Genomic DNA, 15,352 nt, shown 5'->3' with positions numbered 1-15,352 from the left:
GGAGTCGCGCCATGGACCATTCAAACAGACAAGCTTGCCGCAACAGCCTCTGGGCGCTGGTCGGCGCACTGTGGGTGTCCTCGACCTGGGCCTCGACCCTGAACGTCGTCGACAACTTCACCGGCGCCACCAATACCGTGAACTGGTACGCCTACGGCGCGCTGTCGGCGGCGAACTCGACGCTGGGCATCGCCAGTGCAGGCGCCTGCCTGACCGCCGGTACCACTTCCAGTTCCAGCAGCAGCGCGGCCAGCCCCAGCAATGCCGGCCAGATCCCGATGTGCGGTTCCGGTTCCGGCGGCGCCACCGGCACCATTCCGGACGCCACCGGCAGTGGCGCATTACGGCTGACCAATAACAGCGCCCACCAGACCGGTGGCATCATCTACGCTGGCGACAGCAGCGGCAACGCTTTCCCGGCCAATACCGGCATCAACGTCACCTGGACCAGTTACAGCTACGGCGGCAGCGGCGCGGATGGCATGACCTTCTTCCTGCTGTCCTCGCCGCAGCAGCTATTCACCGGCAATCAGCCCAATCGCTTGGGCGCCAACGGCGGCTCTCTAGGCTACTCCTGCTCGCAGAACGGCTCCAACCCGACCGACAAAACTGTCACCGGCATGGGCATGACCGGCATTCACAACGGCTTTCTCGCCATCGGCATGGACGAGTACGGCAACTTCTCCAACAAGAACGACGCCACCCCCACCGGCAATAACGGTGGCACGCCGAACGCCATCGTGATCCGCGGCAAGGGCGACCTCAGCAACGACACCTACCCGACCATGCTGTCCACCGTGGTGTCCACCGCCTGCAGCACCGGCCTGGTGCTGGGCACCGCGCAGACGCTGTATCCCTTCTATCGGCTGAATGGAACCAGCAACGGCACCTATGTGCTGCCGTCCAGCGCACCGCTATACACCAGCGCCACCACCCGGGCCACGGCCAAGCCCATCAGTTATCAGTTGCAGATCACCACCAATAATCTGCTGACGCTGAAGTACAGCTATAACGGCGGCGCCTGGACCACGGTCACCAACCCGGCGGTCAACATCACCAGCATCAGCGGCGCGCTGCCGTCTTATCTGAGCTTCGGCTTCGCCGCGTCCACCGGCGGTTCCACCAACTATCACGAAATCACCTGCTTCCAGGCCGCGCCGTTGACGACATCGGCCAGCTCCGCCGGCTCCAACAACCAGCAGACCGCCCAGGTGCAAACCGGCACCCAGGCCTACTTCGCCTATTACAACGCCAACAACTGGTTTGGCGGCGTCACCTCCAACTCCATCGTGGCCAACTCCACCACCGGGGTGGTTTCGGTGTCGAGCACGGCCAGTTGGGACAGCTCCTGCAACCTGACCGGCGGCGCCTGCACCACCACCGGCACCACGCCGGTGGCCTCGCCCATTCCCAGCACCGACCTGAACTCTCCAGCCAACCGCACCCTGGTCACCTGGAACGGCAGCGCCGGCGCGCCGTTCGAATGGGCCAACCTGACCTCCGCTCAACAGACCAGTCTGGGCAGCTCCAATGTGCTGCAATTCCTGCGCGGCGACCGCAGCAATGAAGTGGGCGGCTCCGGCACCCAGGCTTACCGCAGCCGCACCAGCGTGATGGGCGATGTGATCAATGCCAGCCCGGTATGGATAGGACCGCCGGCGCAAGGCTATGCCGCCACCTGGAGCGACTATCTGAACACCTCCGCCACGCAGCCTGAGAACGGCAGCTCCGCCACCAGTTACCCCAGCTTCACCTCGACTTACGCCACTCGGCCCAATGTGGTCTATTCCGGCTCCAACGACGGCATCATGCACGGCTTCCGCACCGGCTCCTACACCAGCGCCGGCGCCTACTCCACCAGCACCGTGGCCAACGACGGCTACGAGGTGATGGGCTATGTGCCGGCTGCGGCGGTCTCCAACCTGGCCAGCTACAGCAACATCATTTACTCCCACCAGTATTTCGTCGACGCCACTCCTGGCACCGGCGATCTGTTCTACTCCAACAATTGGCACACTTGGCTGGTGGGTGGCCTGGGCGCAGGCGGCCAGGCGATCTACGCGCTGGATGTGACCAACCCGGCCACCACCACCTCCACCAGCAGCGGCAATGCCAGCGAAACCACGGCGGCCAGCCAGGTGGTAGGCGAGTGGAACGCGTCCAATATCAGTTGTACCTATACCAACGGCAGTTGCGGCAGCGATCTCGGCTATACCTATGGCACCCCGGTGGTGGCTCGCTTTCACAATGGCAAGTGGGGGGTGATCTTCGGCAACGGCTACAACAGCTCCACCGGCGTCGCCGCCATCTTCGTGATGATGGTGGACCCGAGTACCGGCGCCAAAACCTTCTACGAGTACTCGACCGGCTACGGCCCCAGCAAGGACCCCACCAGCAACAGCAGCAACAACGGCATTTACTACACCACCGCCACGGATCTGGATGGAGACAACATCACCGACTACATCTACGCCGGCGACCTGTTCGGCAACGTCTGGCGCTTCGATGTCACCAACACCGATCCCACCAAGTGGGCGGTGTCCTCCTACGCCGGCACCAAGCAGCCGCTGTTTTCCACCCCCACCAACGGCTCCGGCACCAGCAAGAGCCTGCAGCCCATCACCACCAAGCTGATCGTGGGCTCGATCAGCGCTTCCGCGACCCAACCGCGGCTGATGGTGTATTTCGGCACCGGCCAGAAGATTCCGATGACCACCACCTCGGGCAATACCTACGCCACCGGCAACCAGGGCTTTTATGGTGTCTGGGACTGGAATATGGCCGGCTGGAACGGCGTATCGTCGGCCCAGTACGCCAGCAGCACCACGCCCAGCGGCACGCTCACCACCAGCAGCCTGGTGGCCCAGACCATAGCCGGCACCTCCACATCGTCCAGCACCACGGTGACCAACTATGCCGGCACCAGCAATAACGCTGTCTGCTGGGCCGGCACCTCGGCCTGCTCCTCCGGCAACACCCAGTACGGCTGGAAACTGGTGTTTCCCAACAGCAGTTCCAACGAACAATTGATCTACAATCCGCAAAGCCAGCTCGGCGCCATCGTGTTCAACACCACGATTCCCGCCGCCAACAACGTGACCTCCTGCACCAGCAGCGTGGACACCGGCTGGTCTTATGCGCTGAATCCGGTAAACGGCGGCAATTTCCCCAAGTCCTTCTTCGCCAACAGCTCGGGGAATTTTTCCGGTGTCAGCAATTTCATGATCAACGCCATCCAGGCCAGCGCGGTGGGTTCCTTCCAGTCCGTCGGCTATAACGGCAGCCGCTACCTGGTGTATCAGACCTCGTCCGGCTACGTCACTGGCAACATCATCGGCGTCAACCCCGGTGCGGCCGGCCAGGGCAACCGCCTGACCTGGATAGAATTGCGCTGAAGCCGCGCCCCTTAGGAGATGAAATGAAGCAGCCGCAGCAAGGTTTCACCCTGATCGAACTGGTGGTCGCCGTCGCCATCGTAGGCATCCTGATCGCCATCGCCGTGCCCAGCTACAACACCTATGTGCAAAAGGGCAACCGAGCCGCGGCGAAAACCGCGCTGCTGGACCTGGCCTCGCGCCAGGAAAGCTATTACTCGCTGAACAATGCCTACACCACGCAGATGGCCAGCATGGGCTATTCCAGCAATTCCAATATCGCCATCCCCAGCGCCACCCAGAACTACTACACGCTGAGCGTGGCCGCAGTCAGCAGCGGCACGCCGCCCGGCTACACGCTGCAGGCCACGCCGGTGGTCGGCAGCGTGCAAGCCACCGACGCCTGCCAGGTCTACCAAGTGGACAATCTGGGCAACAAGACCAATGTCAACGCCTCCGGCAGCGCCGTCACCACCAGCGGTTGCTGGTGAGCGGGCCATGGCCGTGCTCGCCCGGCCGCCGGATGAACGTTTCACCGCCGCGGCGCCGTCATGGACAGCGGCTCAATCCCACTGCAGCGCGCCTTTCTTCCATTCATAAACAAAGCCCACCGTCAGCACGCCCAGGAATACCGCCATCGCCCCCAGGCCGAAACCGCCCAGTTCTTTCAGCGTCACCGCCCAGGGAATCATGAAGGCGACTTCCAGATCGAACAGAATGAACAGGATGGCCACCAGGTAGTAGCGCACGTCAAAGCGCATGCGCGCGTCTTCGAAGGCCTCGAAGCCGCATTCGTACGGCGACAGCTTTTCCGGGTCCGGCCGGTTCGGCCCCAGCAACTTGCCCATCAGCAGCGGCACCACACCTACCAGCAGCCCGACGACGATGAATAACAGGATGGGAAAGTAATTCTGCAACATGGGGCCTGCTCCTCCGAATTGTGAATAAAAGGAGATAGACCATCCTGAAACCACAAGTTTACCGCCAGAGAAAATATCCCGGCGGGAAGCCCATCACGGCTCGCCAGCCACATCCGCCAACAGGGCGCTCAGCGCCGCCAGATGGGCCTCGACCTCGGCTCGCACCGCTTGGATCGAGTCCAGTGGCGGCAGCTCGGCCTGATGCAGGCTTTCCTCCAGCCTGGCGGCGGCGGCGGCCAGTTGCCCCAGGCCCAGCGTGGCTGCGGTGCCCTTCAAGGTATGCGGCAAGCGCAGCGCCGCGCTGTGGTCGCCGGCTTTCAAGGCCACCTCCAGCTCAAACATGTCATTGGAGTGGGATACGATAAAACGGCGCAGCAGATCCAGATACTTGTCGACGCGGCCACGCATCAAGGCCAGGCCGCAAGCGATGTCCACGCCGCAGGTATCCGCCAGCGCCTGCAGGCAGGCCTGCTCCCTCGGTCCCGCTTCCACTGCCGGAACCGATGCTGTGGCATCCGCGCTGACACCGCTCCCCGGCAGCCATTTGAGCAGGGCGGCGAACAACAGCGCCGGGTCCACCGGCTTGGCGACAAAATCGTTCATGCCCGCCTGCAGACAGGCCTGCCTGTCCTCGGCGAAGACATTGGCGGTCATCGCCAGCACCGGCAACAACTCGCAACCCGGCAGCCGACGAATCTGCCGCGTGGCCTCCAAGCCATCCATCACCGGCATCTGCACATCCATCAACACCAAGGCATAGGCTCGAGCCTGCACCATGGCCACGGCCTCGCGTCCGTTCTCCGCGGTGTCCACCCGCATTCCGACATCCTGTAGCAGCTCCAACGCTACCTCGCGGTTGATCACATTGTCTTCCACCAGCAAGAGCAAGGCTCCGCCACTGCGCTGGCGCAGACCATCCTCAACGCCGGCTTCGGCCGATATCGGCGACGCCGCCGACAGCATGCCACGCTCCAGGCAGGCGCTGAACCAGAACAAACTGCCCTGCCCGGGTACGCTGCTGACGCCGGAATCGCCGCCCATCGCCTGCGCCAGATGCCGGGTGATGGCCAGGCCCAGGCCGGTGCCGCCATAACGCCGGGTCGTGGCCGCGTCTTCCTGCTCAAAGGCTTGAAACAAGCGCGGCAATTGCTCCGGGGCGATGCCTATGCCGCTGTCTTCCACTTCGAAGCGCACCAGCACTTGCCGCGCGTCGGCCTGCAATACCTTGGCCCGCAGCACGATGCCGCCGCTGGCGGTGAACTTGACGGCATTGCCCGCGTAGTTGAGCAGGGCCTGGCGCAAGCGCGTCAGATCCCCGCGCAGCCACAAATCTCCCTCATCGCACTCCAGTTCCACGCTGAGCCCCTTGCTGCGCGCGCTGTCCTGGATCAGATTGCGCACGTGCTCGACTACCGCGCCCAAGGTCAAATCCTGATCTTCCAACTGCAGTCGGCCAGCCTCGATCTTGGACAGGTCGAGAATGTCGTTGATGATGGAAAGCAAGTGCTGAGCGGCGGCGTCTATCTTGCCCAGACGCTCCTGCTGCAGCGTGGTGGCGCCATCCCGACGCAGCAGATGGCTCAGCCCGAGAATCGCATTCATCGGCGTGCGGATTTCATGGCTCATATTGGCCAGGAAGGCGCTCTTGGCGCGGCTGGCGGCTTCAGCGCGCTCACGCGCGTCGGCCAGCTGCAAAGTACGTTCAGTCACCAGTTCCTCCAGATGGCTGCGGTGACGCTCCAACTCCTCATGCAAGCGTTTTTTCTCGGTGACATCCTCCTTCACCGCGACAAAGTGGCTGATGTGGCCGTCCTGCTGCCGGATCGGGGAAATAGCGGCGAACTCATGATAGAGCTCGCCGTTCTTGCGGCGGTTGATCATCTCGCCATGCCAGGGCTGCCCCTGCCGCAAGGCATTCCACAATGCCTGGTAGGTGGCGCGCGGCGTCAGGCCAGACTGCAGCAAGCGCGGATTGCGGCCCAGCACTTCCTCTCGGCTATAGCCGGTGGACTGGACAAAGGCTTCGTTGACATACTCGATATTGGCCTGCACATCGGTGATGATGACGCTCTCCGGGCTTTGCTCCACCGCCAGCGACAGCTTGCGCAATTGCTCTTCCGCCAGCTTGCGTTCCGTGATGTCCATGCAAATGCCGGACAAGCGCTCCACGCCACCCTCCGCATCCAGGTAGAAACGCCCCTTGGCGCACAGCCAACGCAGCTCGCCGCTCTCGTGGAAAACCCGGTATTCCGCCTCGAAGGCGGCATCGCTGCCTAACGGCGGCCGCCATTGCTTTTCGATTTCCAGCCAATCCTCGGGCAGCACCCGGCGTTGCCAGTCGTCGCGGCTCTGCAGCGCGCCGGGGGCTGCACCATACAGGCGCTCGCACTCCGGCGAGAAATAAATGCGCTTGCTGCCGGCATCCCAGTCCCACAGCCCGATATGCGCGCCATCCTGGGCCAGGCGCAAGCGCTGTTCGCTGTCGCGCAGCGCCTCTTGCGCCAGCTTCTGCTCGGTCACGTCGCGGGAAATGCCGAAAATGCCTATCACCTCGCCCTTGTTATTGCGCAACGGCCCCTTGGTGGCCAAGAACACCCGCCGTCCCAAGGTCGTGTCCAGCACCTCCTCGCAGCTTTGCACGCAGTCATCGGCCAGCACCTGACGACCGATGGCCATCAGCATCTCGGCCTGCTCCGCTGGGAATAAGGCCCGGTCGTCCTTGCCCAGCATTTCCTCTCCGCTCTTGCCGACAAACCTTCCCGCGGCCTGATTGAACAGCAAGTAGCGGCCTTGCCGGTCCTTGGCGAAAATAGCGTCATCCGAGCTGTCCACCAGCGCCTCCAGCAATTGCAGAGTATTCAGGTGCGCCTCCTGCTCCTGACGCATGCCCTGCTCGCGAGCCAATTGCTCGCGCTGGCTCAACAACAGGCTCACCGCGCCCAGCATGAACAGGCCAAACAAGCCCAATAGAGCGGTACCGACCGCATCGCCCAGCATGCTGGCATAGAGCTCGGACTGGTCCTGTTTAACCAATAAAAACCAATCGGTGCCGGCGATCTGACGCACCACGCCCACCACCGGCACTCCGCGATGATCACGCGCCCAGATGGCGATGCCCTGCTCGCTTTCACCGCGCAAGACCCGGGCGATCAATAGCCGTGGATCATTCAATGGCGCGCGCCGTGCGCTGTGCTTCGCATCTCCAGGCTCCAGCTGATTCAGAAACACTACCTGGTCGTCCTCCCGGCGCGCCAACACAGTTTGCTCGCTATGACCCTCTCCCGAGCCGCTGAACAGCAGGGCATGCACCCAAGTGGCCTCGGACTGTAATACCAACAACGATGACCCAGGGCCCTTCAGCGGCACCACGAAATCCAGCCGCAGGCGGTCCGCGCCGCTGAAATAGGGGCCGATGCGGGCCAAGGTTCCTTCCCGGGACGCCAGGGCCACAGACGCTTTCATCGGCGCGCCGGGCTCGGGCAGAACCTTGGCGGAACACCATTGCGTCTTGCCCGCCGCATCCAGCAGACAAGCGCCGCCGAAACCCTCGCTTTGACTCAGGCCTTCCAACCTCCGCTTGAAATCAGAGGACGACACAGAGCCCAACGCCCCGTCCGGCCAGGCGAACACTATGCTGGCGCGCACGGTATCGGCATGCCGTTGCTGTTCACGGAACCAGTTGGCCAATTCCTTGCTCTTCGCCGTGGCCACCGAACGTAGTTGTTCCGCCGCGCGCGCCTGGTGCTGGCGCACGGTCTGAGACACGCCGACCACGGTGCAAATCAACAGCAGCAGCGCGATCAAACCTGACCAGCGGTGCTGGCGCCAACTGGCCTGAACGGCCGCGCCGTCGGCGGAGCGCGTCAGCCGCGCCAACAAGACATAGAGCAGCAGAGAAGTCACGACGATGAACAGCCAGCCTTTCAAAGTACTGACCAGCAGCCACTGCAGCGGATCGGCAAACAGGGAACTGACGACGCGATCGGACAGCGCCACCCATAGCGAAGCCACCACCGCGTAAGTCAGCACCACGCTGGCGGCGCCGCCTCGGCTCAGGCCCTCGACGATGCCAGCGTTCCATTCCTTGGTCTGCTTCATGTTTCCATCACTGAAGGTACCGAATCCGGCGCGGCGCTCAGCCTTGCACATCCGTCAAGCCGGGCGCCGCCGACACGGAGAGCCCCTCTCTCCCCCCAAGGACGTGCCACCGCCGACGCCCCGTTCCAACAGTATAGAAAGCGCGGCGGACCGCCGGACGCCGACGAAACGACGGAAAATATCGGTTACACTATTAAGCCAACGGCATCCCTATCCTCGATGCCCGCGCCCTTCCGGCCCTGGCCCCAACCCCGACGCCAGTTTCGCCTTGCCTCCCCACCCCTTGGGCAAGCCGCGTGCAGGAATAGCCGTATCGGGCCCGCAGCCTGCTCGCCGGACACCTCGCTCACAACATCATTCCATTCCGGCGCGACAGACATGCCCGACCATGCCCAAGAAACAGCAAGGGCAGAGCACGCCGACGGAGGCCCGCGCTCGGCCGTTCAATAACAAAATAGAGGTATCAACCATGCATCTTGCCCTGCAAACCTTACTGACCCGGGTCCGTCAACGCGACCCGGAGCAGCTGGAATTCCACCAGGCGGCGGCTGAAGTGCTGCACAGCCTGGACGGGCTGCTAAGCCGCCATCCGCACTATTTCGACCACGGCTTGCTGGAACGCCTGCTGGAGCCTGAGCGCGTGATCCAGTTCCGCGTCTCTTGGGTCGACGATCACGGCCGGGTCCAGGTCAACCGCGGTTACCGGGTGCAGATGAACAGCGCGATAGGCCCGTACAAGGGAGGGTTGCGTTTCCACCCGGCGGTGACGCTGGGCACGCTGAAATTCCTGGCCTTCGAACAGACGTTCAAGAACGCGTTGACCGGCTTGCCGCTGGGGGGCGCCAAGGGCGGCGCCGATTTCGACCCCAAGGGCAAGAGCGACGGCGAGGTGATGCGCTTCTGCCAGGCTTTCGCCTGCGAGCTATTCCGGCACATCGGCGCCGAGACCGATGTGCCGGCCGGCGACATCGGCGTCGGCGCACGTGAAATCGGCTATCTGTTCGGCCAGCACAAACGCCTGTGCAATCAGTTTTCCGGCGTGTTCACCGGCAAGGGGCCTAGCTACGGCGGCAGCCTGATGCGGCCGGAAGCCACCGGCTACGGCCTGGTGTATTTCGTCGAGCGCATGCTGGCCACCCGCGGCCAAACGCTGGCCGGCAAGCGCGCGGCGCTGTCCGGTTCGGGAAATGTCGCCTTGTACGCGGCGGAAAAGCTGCTGGCGCTGGACGTCAAGGTCGTCAGTCTGTCGGATTCGGAGGGCACGCTCAGCCTGCCGGCGGGTCTGAGCCCGGCCCAACTGGACGCGCTGATGGAGCACAAACACCAGCGCCGTGGACGTCTGGCCGCTTTCGCCGCCAGCCACAGCCTGGACTTTCTCGTCGGGCAGCGGCCATGGCGTCAGCCCTGCGACATCGCGCTGCCCTGCGCCACCCAGAACGAGCTGGACGCCGACGACGCGGAAGCGCTGCTGGCCAATGGCTGCTTTTGCGTGGCGGAAGGCGCCAATATGCCGTGTTCGCCGCAGGCGACGCTGCGCTTCCAGCAGGCCGGCGCGCTCTATGCGCCGGGCAAGGCCTCCAATGCCGGCGGCGTGGCGGTGTCCGGCCTGGAGATGAGCCAGAACGCCTCCCATCTACCCTGGAGCGCGCAAGAGGTGGACGCCCGACTACGCCGCATCATGGAGGACATCCATGCGGCCTGCGTCCAGCATGGAAGGCTGGCGGACGGCGGCATCGATTACGCGCTGGGCGCCAATGTCGCGGCCTTCGGCAAAGTGGCCGCGGCGATGTTGGCCCAAGGCGTGATCTGAGCCGGACGCTCATGTAAAAGCCCCGCCGGATGGCGGGGCTGTGTAAGAACCTGTTTACGATTTGCTGCGCGTCGCGAGACGTCACACGGTGAGTACGTCTTCGAAATGCTCATGTACCACGCGTACATTCCGTTTTCTCAGCCGCAACACCCTGTCTTGCCTTAGAACCTGTTTACGATCTCGCGAGCAAGAGCGAGACAAGGCGAAAACGAGCGAAAAAGCGGAATGTACACCTGGTACATGAGCATTTTGAGCTTGGTTTCAACGCCGTATCGCCGATGCGCAGCAGATCGTAAACAGGTTCTTAGCTCGCGAGACTTTCAACAGGCTCTAACATCGAATAGAAAACGCTTCTAGAACAACTGGTCTTTGACGTTTTCCACCGCATCCTGCGCGGCGGGCTTGTCCTGCGGCTCGCTGGCGCCGCCGCTGGCATCGCCGCCGGCACCCGGCACCGCGCCGTGGTTGTCCACTTTCAATTCCGGATTGGTCTTCTGGAATTCCTCGTAGTAGTACTCGTCGCCACCGCGCTGACCGGCGCCGGCCTTGACCACGATGCCCTGCGGCACCGGCATGTCCACCTCCGGCTGGCCCTTGAGCGCATTGGCCATATAGTTGATCCACACCGGCAGCGCCGCGGTGCCGCCATAGCCGTAGCGGCCCAGCGAACGCGGCTGATCGAAGCCCACCCAGGCGGCCGCCACCAGATTGGGGTTGTAACCGACGAACCAGGCATCCTTCCAGTCCGAGGTGGTACCGGTCTTACCGGCCAGATCGGTGCGACCCAGGCTCATCGCGCGATAGCCGGTGCCGTAGCGCACCACATCCTTGAGCATGGAGCTCATGATGAAGGCGTTGCGCGGATCGATGGCTTGCGGCGCGTTCTGGCCGGCGATGGTGGGCACGGTCTTGGCCAGCACGCGGCCGGACTGGTCTTCAATGCGGTCAATGAAATAGCCCTTGCTGCGGTAGCCGCCATTCGCGAACACCGAGTAGCCTTCCACCATTTGCAGCGGCGTCACCGCGCCCGCGCCCAGCGCCATGGTCAGGTAGGCCGGATGCTGTTTGGCGGCAAAGCCGAAACGCTGGATGTACTGCTGGGCGTAATCGGTGCCGGTCGCCATCAGCACCCGCACCGACACCAGGTTCTTGGACTGAGTCAGGCCGCTGCGCATGGTGATCATGCCGGCGAACTTGCCGTTGTCGTTCTTGGGCTCCCAGCGCTGACCATCAGCGCCCACCACCGACAGTGGCGCGTCATTGATCATCGTCGACGGCGTCAGGCCACGCTCAATGCCGGCGGAGTAGATGAAGGGCTTGAAGGTGGAACCGGGCTGACGCCAGGCCTGGGTCACGTGGTTGAAGCTGCGGCGGTTGAAATCGAAGCCGCCCACCAGCGAGCGGATCGCGCCGCTGCGGGTGTCCATCGACACGAAAGCGCCTTCCACCTCCGGCATCTGCACGATTTCCCAATAGCCTTTCTCATGCGCGCGGATGCGGATCACCGAACCGCGACGGATCTGCTGCGCTGCGCTGACCTTGCCGCCCAACGCGCGTCGCGCGAAATCCAGGCCGCTGCCCTTGATCACCGCCACCTTGCCGCCGCGCATATAGGCGCGCACTTCCGCCGGGCTGGCGGACAGCACGATGGCCGGCAGCATATCGCCGCTGTCGCGCAATTCGCTGATCGCGTCGTCCAGCGCCTCGGTCTGCTGCTCGCCTTCCACGCCGGACAACTCCACCACGCTTTCCGGGCCGCGATAGCCCATCTTGCGGTCGTAATCGACCAGGCCGGCGCGCAAGGCGTCGTAAGCCCACTTCTGATGGCGGCTGTCCAGCGTGGTGTAGACCTTGAAGCCCTCGGTGTAGGCGGACTCCTTGTAACGCTCGTACATCGCCTGCCGCACCATTTCCGCCACATATTGCGCCGGCTGGCTGCTGCTGTCCGCGCTCTGGCTAGCAAGCTTCATCGGCTCGGCCACCGCGGCGTCGTATTGTTCCTGAGTGATGAAATTAAGCTCGCGCATCCGGCGCAGCACGTATTGCTGGCGCAGGCGGGCGCGGTCCGGATTGACGATGGGGTTGTAGGCGGATGGCGCCTTGGGCAGGCCGGCCAGCATCGCCATTTCAGCCACAGACAGATCCGCCAGCGGCTTGCCGTAATAGGCCTGGGCCGCGGCGGAGAAGCCATAGGCGCGCTGCCCCAGATAGATCTGGTTGAAATACAACTCCAGGATCTGGTCCTTGGTCAGCGTGTGCTCGATCTTGAAGGCCAACAGCGCTTCGTTGAATTTGCGGGTAAAGGTTTTTTCGCTGGACAGGAAGAAATTCTTGGCCACTTGCATGGTGATGGTGCTGGCGCCGGAACGGGCATGGCCGGACACCAGATTGCCGACCGCGGCGCGCACCACGCCGACGTAATCGACGCCGCTGTGCTGGTAGAAGCGCTCGTCCTCGGCCGCCATCACCGCCTGTTTCATCAGTTGCGGCACTTCATGGATGCGGGAAAACGAACGACGTTCCTCGCCAAATTCCCCTATCAATTGATTGTCGGCGGAATAAACGCGAAGCGGGATTTTTGGACGATAGTCCGTCAGTACATCAAGACTCGGCAAGCGAGGGTAGGTTATGATGATTGCAATGGCGCCTGCGCCAGCAACCAATACGGCTCCACCTAGAAACAGACCTGCAAGTATTGCGAGGATTCGTCTTAGCATATTTACAATGGGCTTTCACTGGAAACCGGATTATAACGTCTTGTGAAAGCGCGCAAGACAAACAATGGCAGCGACACGCCAAAAAACTGTCGCATAGGACCAATCGAGGCACCTGATGCTTATCGACAAACTTAAAATCGCCCCGTCCTGGCTAGAACCTCTTGGATTGGGGAAAGCCAAGAACGTTCCCATGCTCGGGCTGGATATCAGCAGCACCGCGATCAAATTGGTGGAGCTGTCCCGCGCAGGAAAGAACTGCCAAGTCGAGCGCTATGTGATCGAAGCCTTGCCCAAGGATGCGATCAGCGACGGTAATCTGGTGGAGATAGAAGGCATTGCCGAAACCCTGCGTCGCGCCTGGAAACGCTTGGGCAGCCCCACCCGCCACGTCGCTATCGCCATCCCGACCTCGATGGCGATTTACAAAAAACTGCTGGTGCCGGTCAGCCAGACCGACAATCTGTCCGAGCTGATCGAAGCCGAAGCCAATCAGAGCATTCCCTTCCCGCTGGAAGAAGTGAATCTGGATCATCAGGTGCTGGGTCCGGCGCCGGCCAGCATAGATGACCTGGAAGTGCTGCTGTGCGCCGCCCGCAAGGAAAAAGTGGAGGAGCGCGTGGCGGTGGTGGAAATGGCCGGCCTGCGCGCCCAGGTAGTGGACGTCGAGTCCTTCGCCATGATGACCGCCTTCGAGCAGATCGAGCAGCAATTGCCGGAACAGGGCATGAACCAGACCTTCGCCTTGTTCGACATCGGCGCCAGCCGCATCCACTGCAATATCATCCGCAATAATCAGCAGGTCTATTACCGCGAACAGGTCTTCGGCGGCCAGCAATTGACGCGCGACATCCAGCGCCGCTACGGCATCAGCTACGAAGAGGCTGAAAGCGGCAAGCGCGGCATGAGCCTGCCGGACGGTTACGAATCCGAGCTGATGCACCCCTTCGTCGACTCCCTGGCCCAGGAAATCCAGCGCGCGCTGCAATTCTTCTACACCACGGTCAGCGTGTCGCAATATCTGCGCGTCGACTACATCCTGCTGGCCGGCGGCTGCAGCATGCTGCCCGGGCTGGACGACGCCGTCGCCGGCCGCACCCAGATCAGCACCATGATAGCCAATCCGTTCAGCACCATGGTGCAGTCCGGCAATATCCGCCTGAAGGAGTTGCTGATGGACGCGCCCGCGTTGCTGGTGGCCTGTGGACTGGCCATGCGGAGGTTCGACTGATGATACGCATCAACCTGCTTCCGCACCGCGAACAAAAGAAAGCCGCGCATAGATTGCGCTTCCAGGTGCTGCTGGGCCTAACCCTGGTCGCATCTCTGGCGCTGGTGGTGCTCAGCTACCTGATCATCGGCAGCCGGCTCTCCCATCAGCAGCAGCGCAATGACTTCCTGCAAGGCGAAATCGCCCAATTGGACAATCAGATCAAGAATATCGGCACGCTGAAGAAGCAGCGCGATGATCTGCTATCGCGCAAGCAATTGGTGGAACGGTTGGAACAGGGCCGCAATGAAGGCGTGCACGTGTTCGACCAACTGGTGCGGCAAACCCCGGACGGCGTCTACTTGAAAAGCTTCAAGCAGACCGGCAACCAGTTCACGCTGTCTGGCTACGCGCTGTCCGGCGCCCGCGTCTCCAACTATATGCGCAGCCTGGCGCAGTCCAATGTCTTCGACGCCCCGGTGTTGATCGAGGTGAAAGCCTCCAGCATCAATAATCAGCGCGTCAACGAATTCACCCTGAACAGCAGCCTGCGCGAACCCGCTCCGGCCAAGAGCGGCCAGCCCGCCGCCACACCTGGAGCCAAGCCATGACGCTGGACGAACTGCGCACGCTGGACCCCAAGGATATCGCCAACTGGCCGGCGCAAGGTCAGGCCATCGCCTTGGCGCTACTGGTCGCCTGCTTTATCGGCCTCGGCTATTTCTTCGTGCTGGGAGACGAACTGGACCGGCTCAACGCCGCCAAGCAGCAAGAGGAGCAGCTCAAGCAGACCTATCTCGACAAGAAACGCCAGGCGGTCAACCTGGACGCGCTGCAGCAGCAGTTGAAGGAAATCGACGCCTCCTTCGGCGTGTTGTTGAAGCAGTTGCCGACCAAGTCGAATATGGACACGCTATTGACCGAGATCAACCAGGCCGGTCTCGGCCGCGGGCTACAGTTCGAGCTGTTCCGGCCCAATCCCGAAATCAAGACGGCCGAGATGGCGGAAGTGCCGATCACCATCCGCCTGACCGGCAGCTATAACGACCTCGCCGCCTTCGTCAGCGATGTGGCGCAGCTGTCGCGCATCGTCACCATTTCCGACATCAGCCTGACTCCGGACACCAAAGGCGCCCGCCTGACCATGGATGCCACCGCCAAAACCTTCCGCGCGCTGGAGCCCGAAGAGCGGTCTGCGCAGGCGGCCGCCCACAAGTGAGTCCCAA

Annotated in this window: 9 protein-coding genes; 6 read left to right on the top strand and 3 right to left on the bottom strand. The window is 62.7% G+C overall.

The window, feature by feature from the left end; all coding sequences use genetic code 11:
* Window positions 1-11: 11 nt before the first annotated feature.
* Window positions 12-3,395: a pilus assembly protein gene (locus tag ACE3QM_RS04300; RefSeq protein WP_374420487.1), complete on the top strand. Its 3,384-nt coding sequence runs from the start codon at window positions 12-14 to the stop codon at window positions 3,393-3,395.
* Between the two features lie 23 nt (window positions 3,396-3,418).
* Window positions 3,419-3,865 (top strand): type IV pilin protein, encoded by a 447-nt coding sequence (locus ACE3QM_RS04295; protein WP_048409432.1) that lies wholly within the window; start codon window positions 3,419-3,421, stop codon window positions 3,863-3,865.
* 72 nt (window positions 3,866-3,937) lie between these two features.
* Here ACE3QM_RS04295 and ACE3QM_RS04290 read toward each other — a convergent pair whose 3' ends face one another.
* Both ACE3QM_RS04290 and ACE3QM_RS04285 read right to left on the bottom strand, forming a co-directional pair.
* Window positions 3,938-4,294, bottom strand: a complete 357-nt coding sequence (locus ACE3QM_RS04290) for an NADH-quinone oxidoreductase subunit A (protein ID WP_231461555.1) — start codon at window positions 4,292-4,294, stop codon at window positions 3,938-3,940.
* A gap of 93 nt (window positions 4,295-4,387) precedes the next feature.
* Window positions 4,388-8,392 (bottom strand): PAS domain S-box protein, encoded by a 4,005-nt coding sequence (locus ACE3QM_RS04285; RefSeq protein WP_374420484.1) that lies wholly within the window; start codon window positions 8,390-8,392, stop codon window positions 4,388-4,390.
* A gap of 469 nt (window positions 8,393-8,861) precedes the next feature.
* Here ACE3QM_RS04285 and gdhA point away from each other — a divergent pair, with 469 nt between their 5' ends.
* Window positions 8,862-10,202 (top strand): NADP-specific glutamate dehydrogenase, encoded by a 1,341-nt coding sequence (gene gdhA, locus ACE3QM_RS04280; protein ID WP_374420482.1) that lies wholly within the window; start codon window positions 8,862-8,864, stop codon window positions 10,200-10,202.
* 353 nt (window positions 10,203-10,555) lie between these two features.
* Here the strand turns inward: gdhA and ACE3QM_RS04275 are convergent, their stop codons facing one another.
* Entirely contained in the window at window positions 10,556-12,745 is a 2,190-nt protein-coding gene (locus tag ACE3QM_RS04275) for a penicillin-binding protein 1A (protein ID WP_231461552.1), read from the bottom strand.
* Between the two features lie 364 nt (window positions 12,746-13,109).
* Here ACE3QM_RS04275 and ACE3QM_RS04270 point away from each other — a divergent pair, with 364 nt between their 5' ends.
* The 3 genes from ACE3QM_RS04270 to ACE3QM_RS04260 are packed head-to-tail and all read left to right on the top strand — an operon-like array spanning window position 13,110 to window position 15,345.
* Window positions 13,110-14,147: a pilus assembly protein PilM gene (locus ACE3QM_RS04270; RefSeq protein WP_231580989.1), complete on the top strand. Its 1,038-nt coding sequence runs from the start codon at window positions 13,110-13,112 to the stop codon at window positions 14,145-14,147.
* Window positions 14,147-14,737, top strand: coding sequence for a PilN domain-containing protein (locus ACE3QM_RS04265; RefSeq protein ID WP_048409427.1), 591 nt, complete (start codon window positions 14,147-14,149; stop codon window positions 14,735-14,737). Before ACE3QM_RS04270 ends, ACE3QM_RS04265 begins: the two co-directional genes overlap by 1 nt.
* Entirely contained in the window at window positions 14,734-15,345 is a 612-nt protein-coding gene (locus ACE3QM_RS04260; RefSeq protein WP_231461550.1) for a type 4a pilus biogenesis protein PilO, read from the top strand. The genes ACE3QM_RS04265 and ACE3QM_RS04260 overlap by 4 nt, the downstream gene beginning before the upstream one ends.
* Window positions 15,346-15,352: the final 7 nt, after the last annotated feature.

Origin of the sequence: Chromobacterium sp., assembly GCF_041912965.1 — a bacterium.
GTDB classification, from domain to species: domain Bacteria; phylum Pseudomonadota; class Gammaproteobacteria; order Burkholderiales; family Chromobacteriaceae; genus Chromobacterium; species Chromobacterium aquaticum.
The sequence above is the reverse complement of the archived record's forward strand: the minus strand, read 5'-3'. Positions and strand labels throughout refer to the sequence as shown.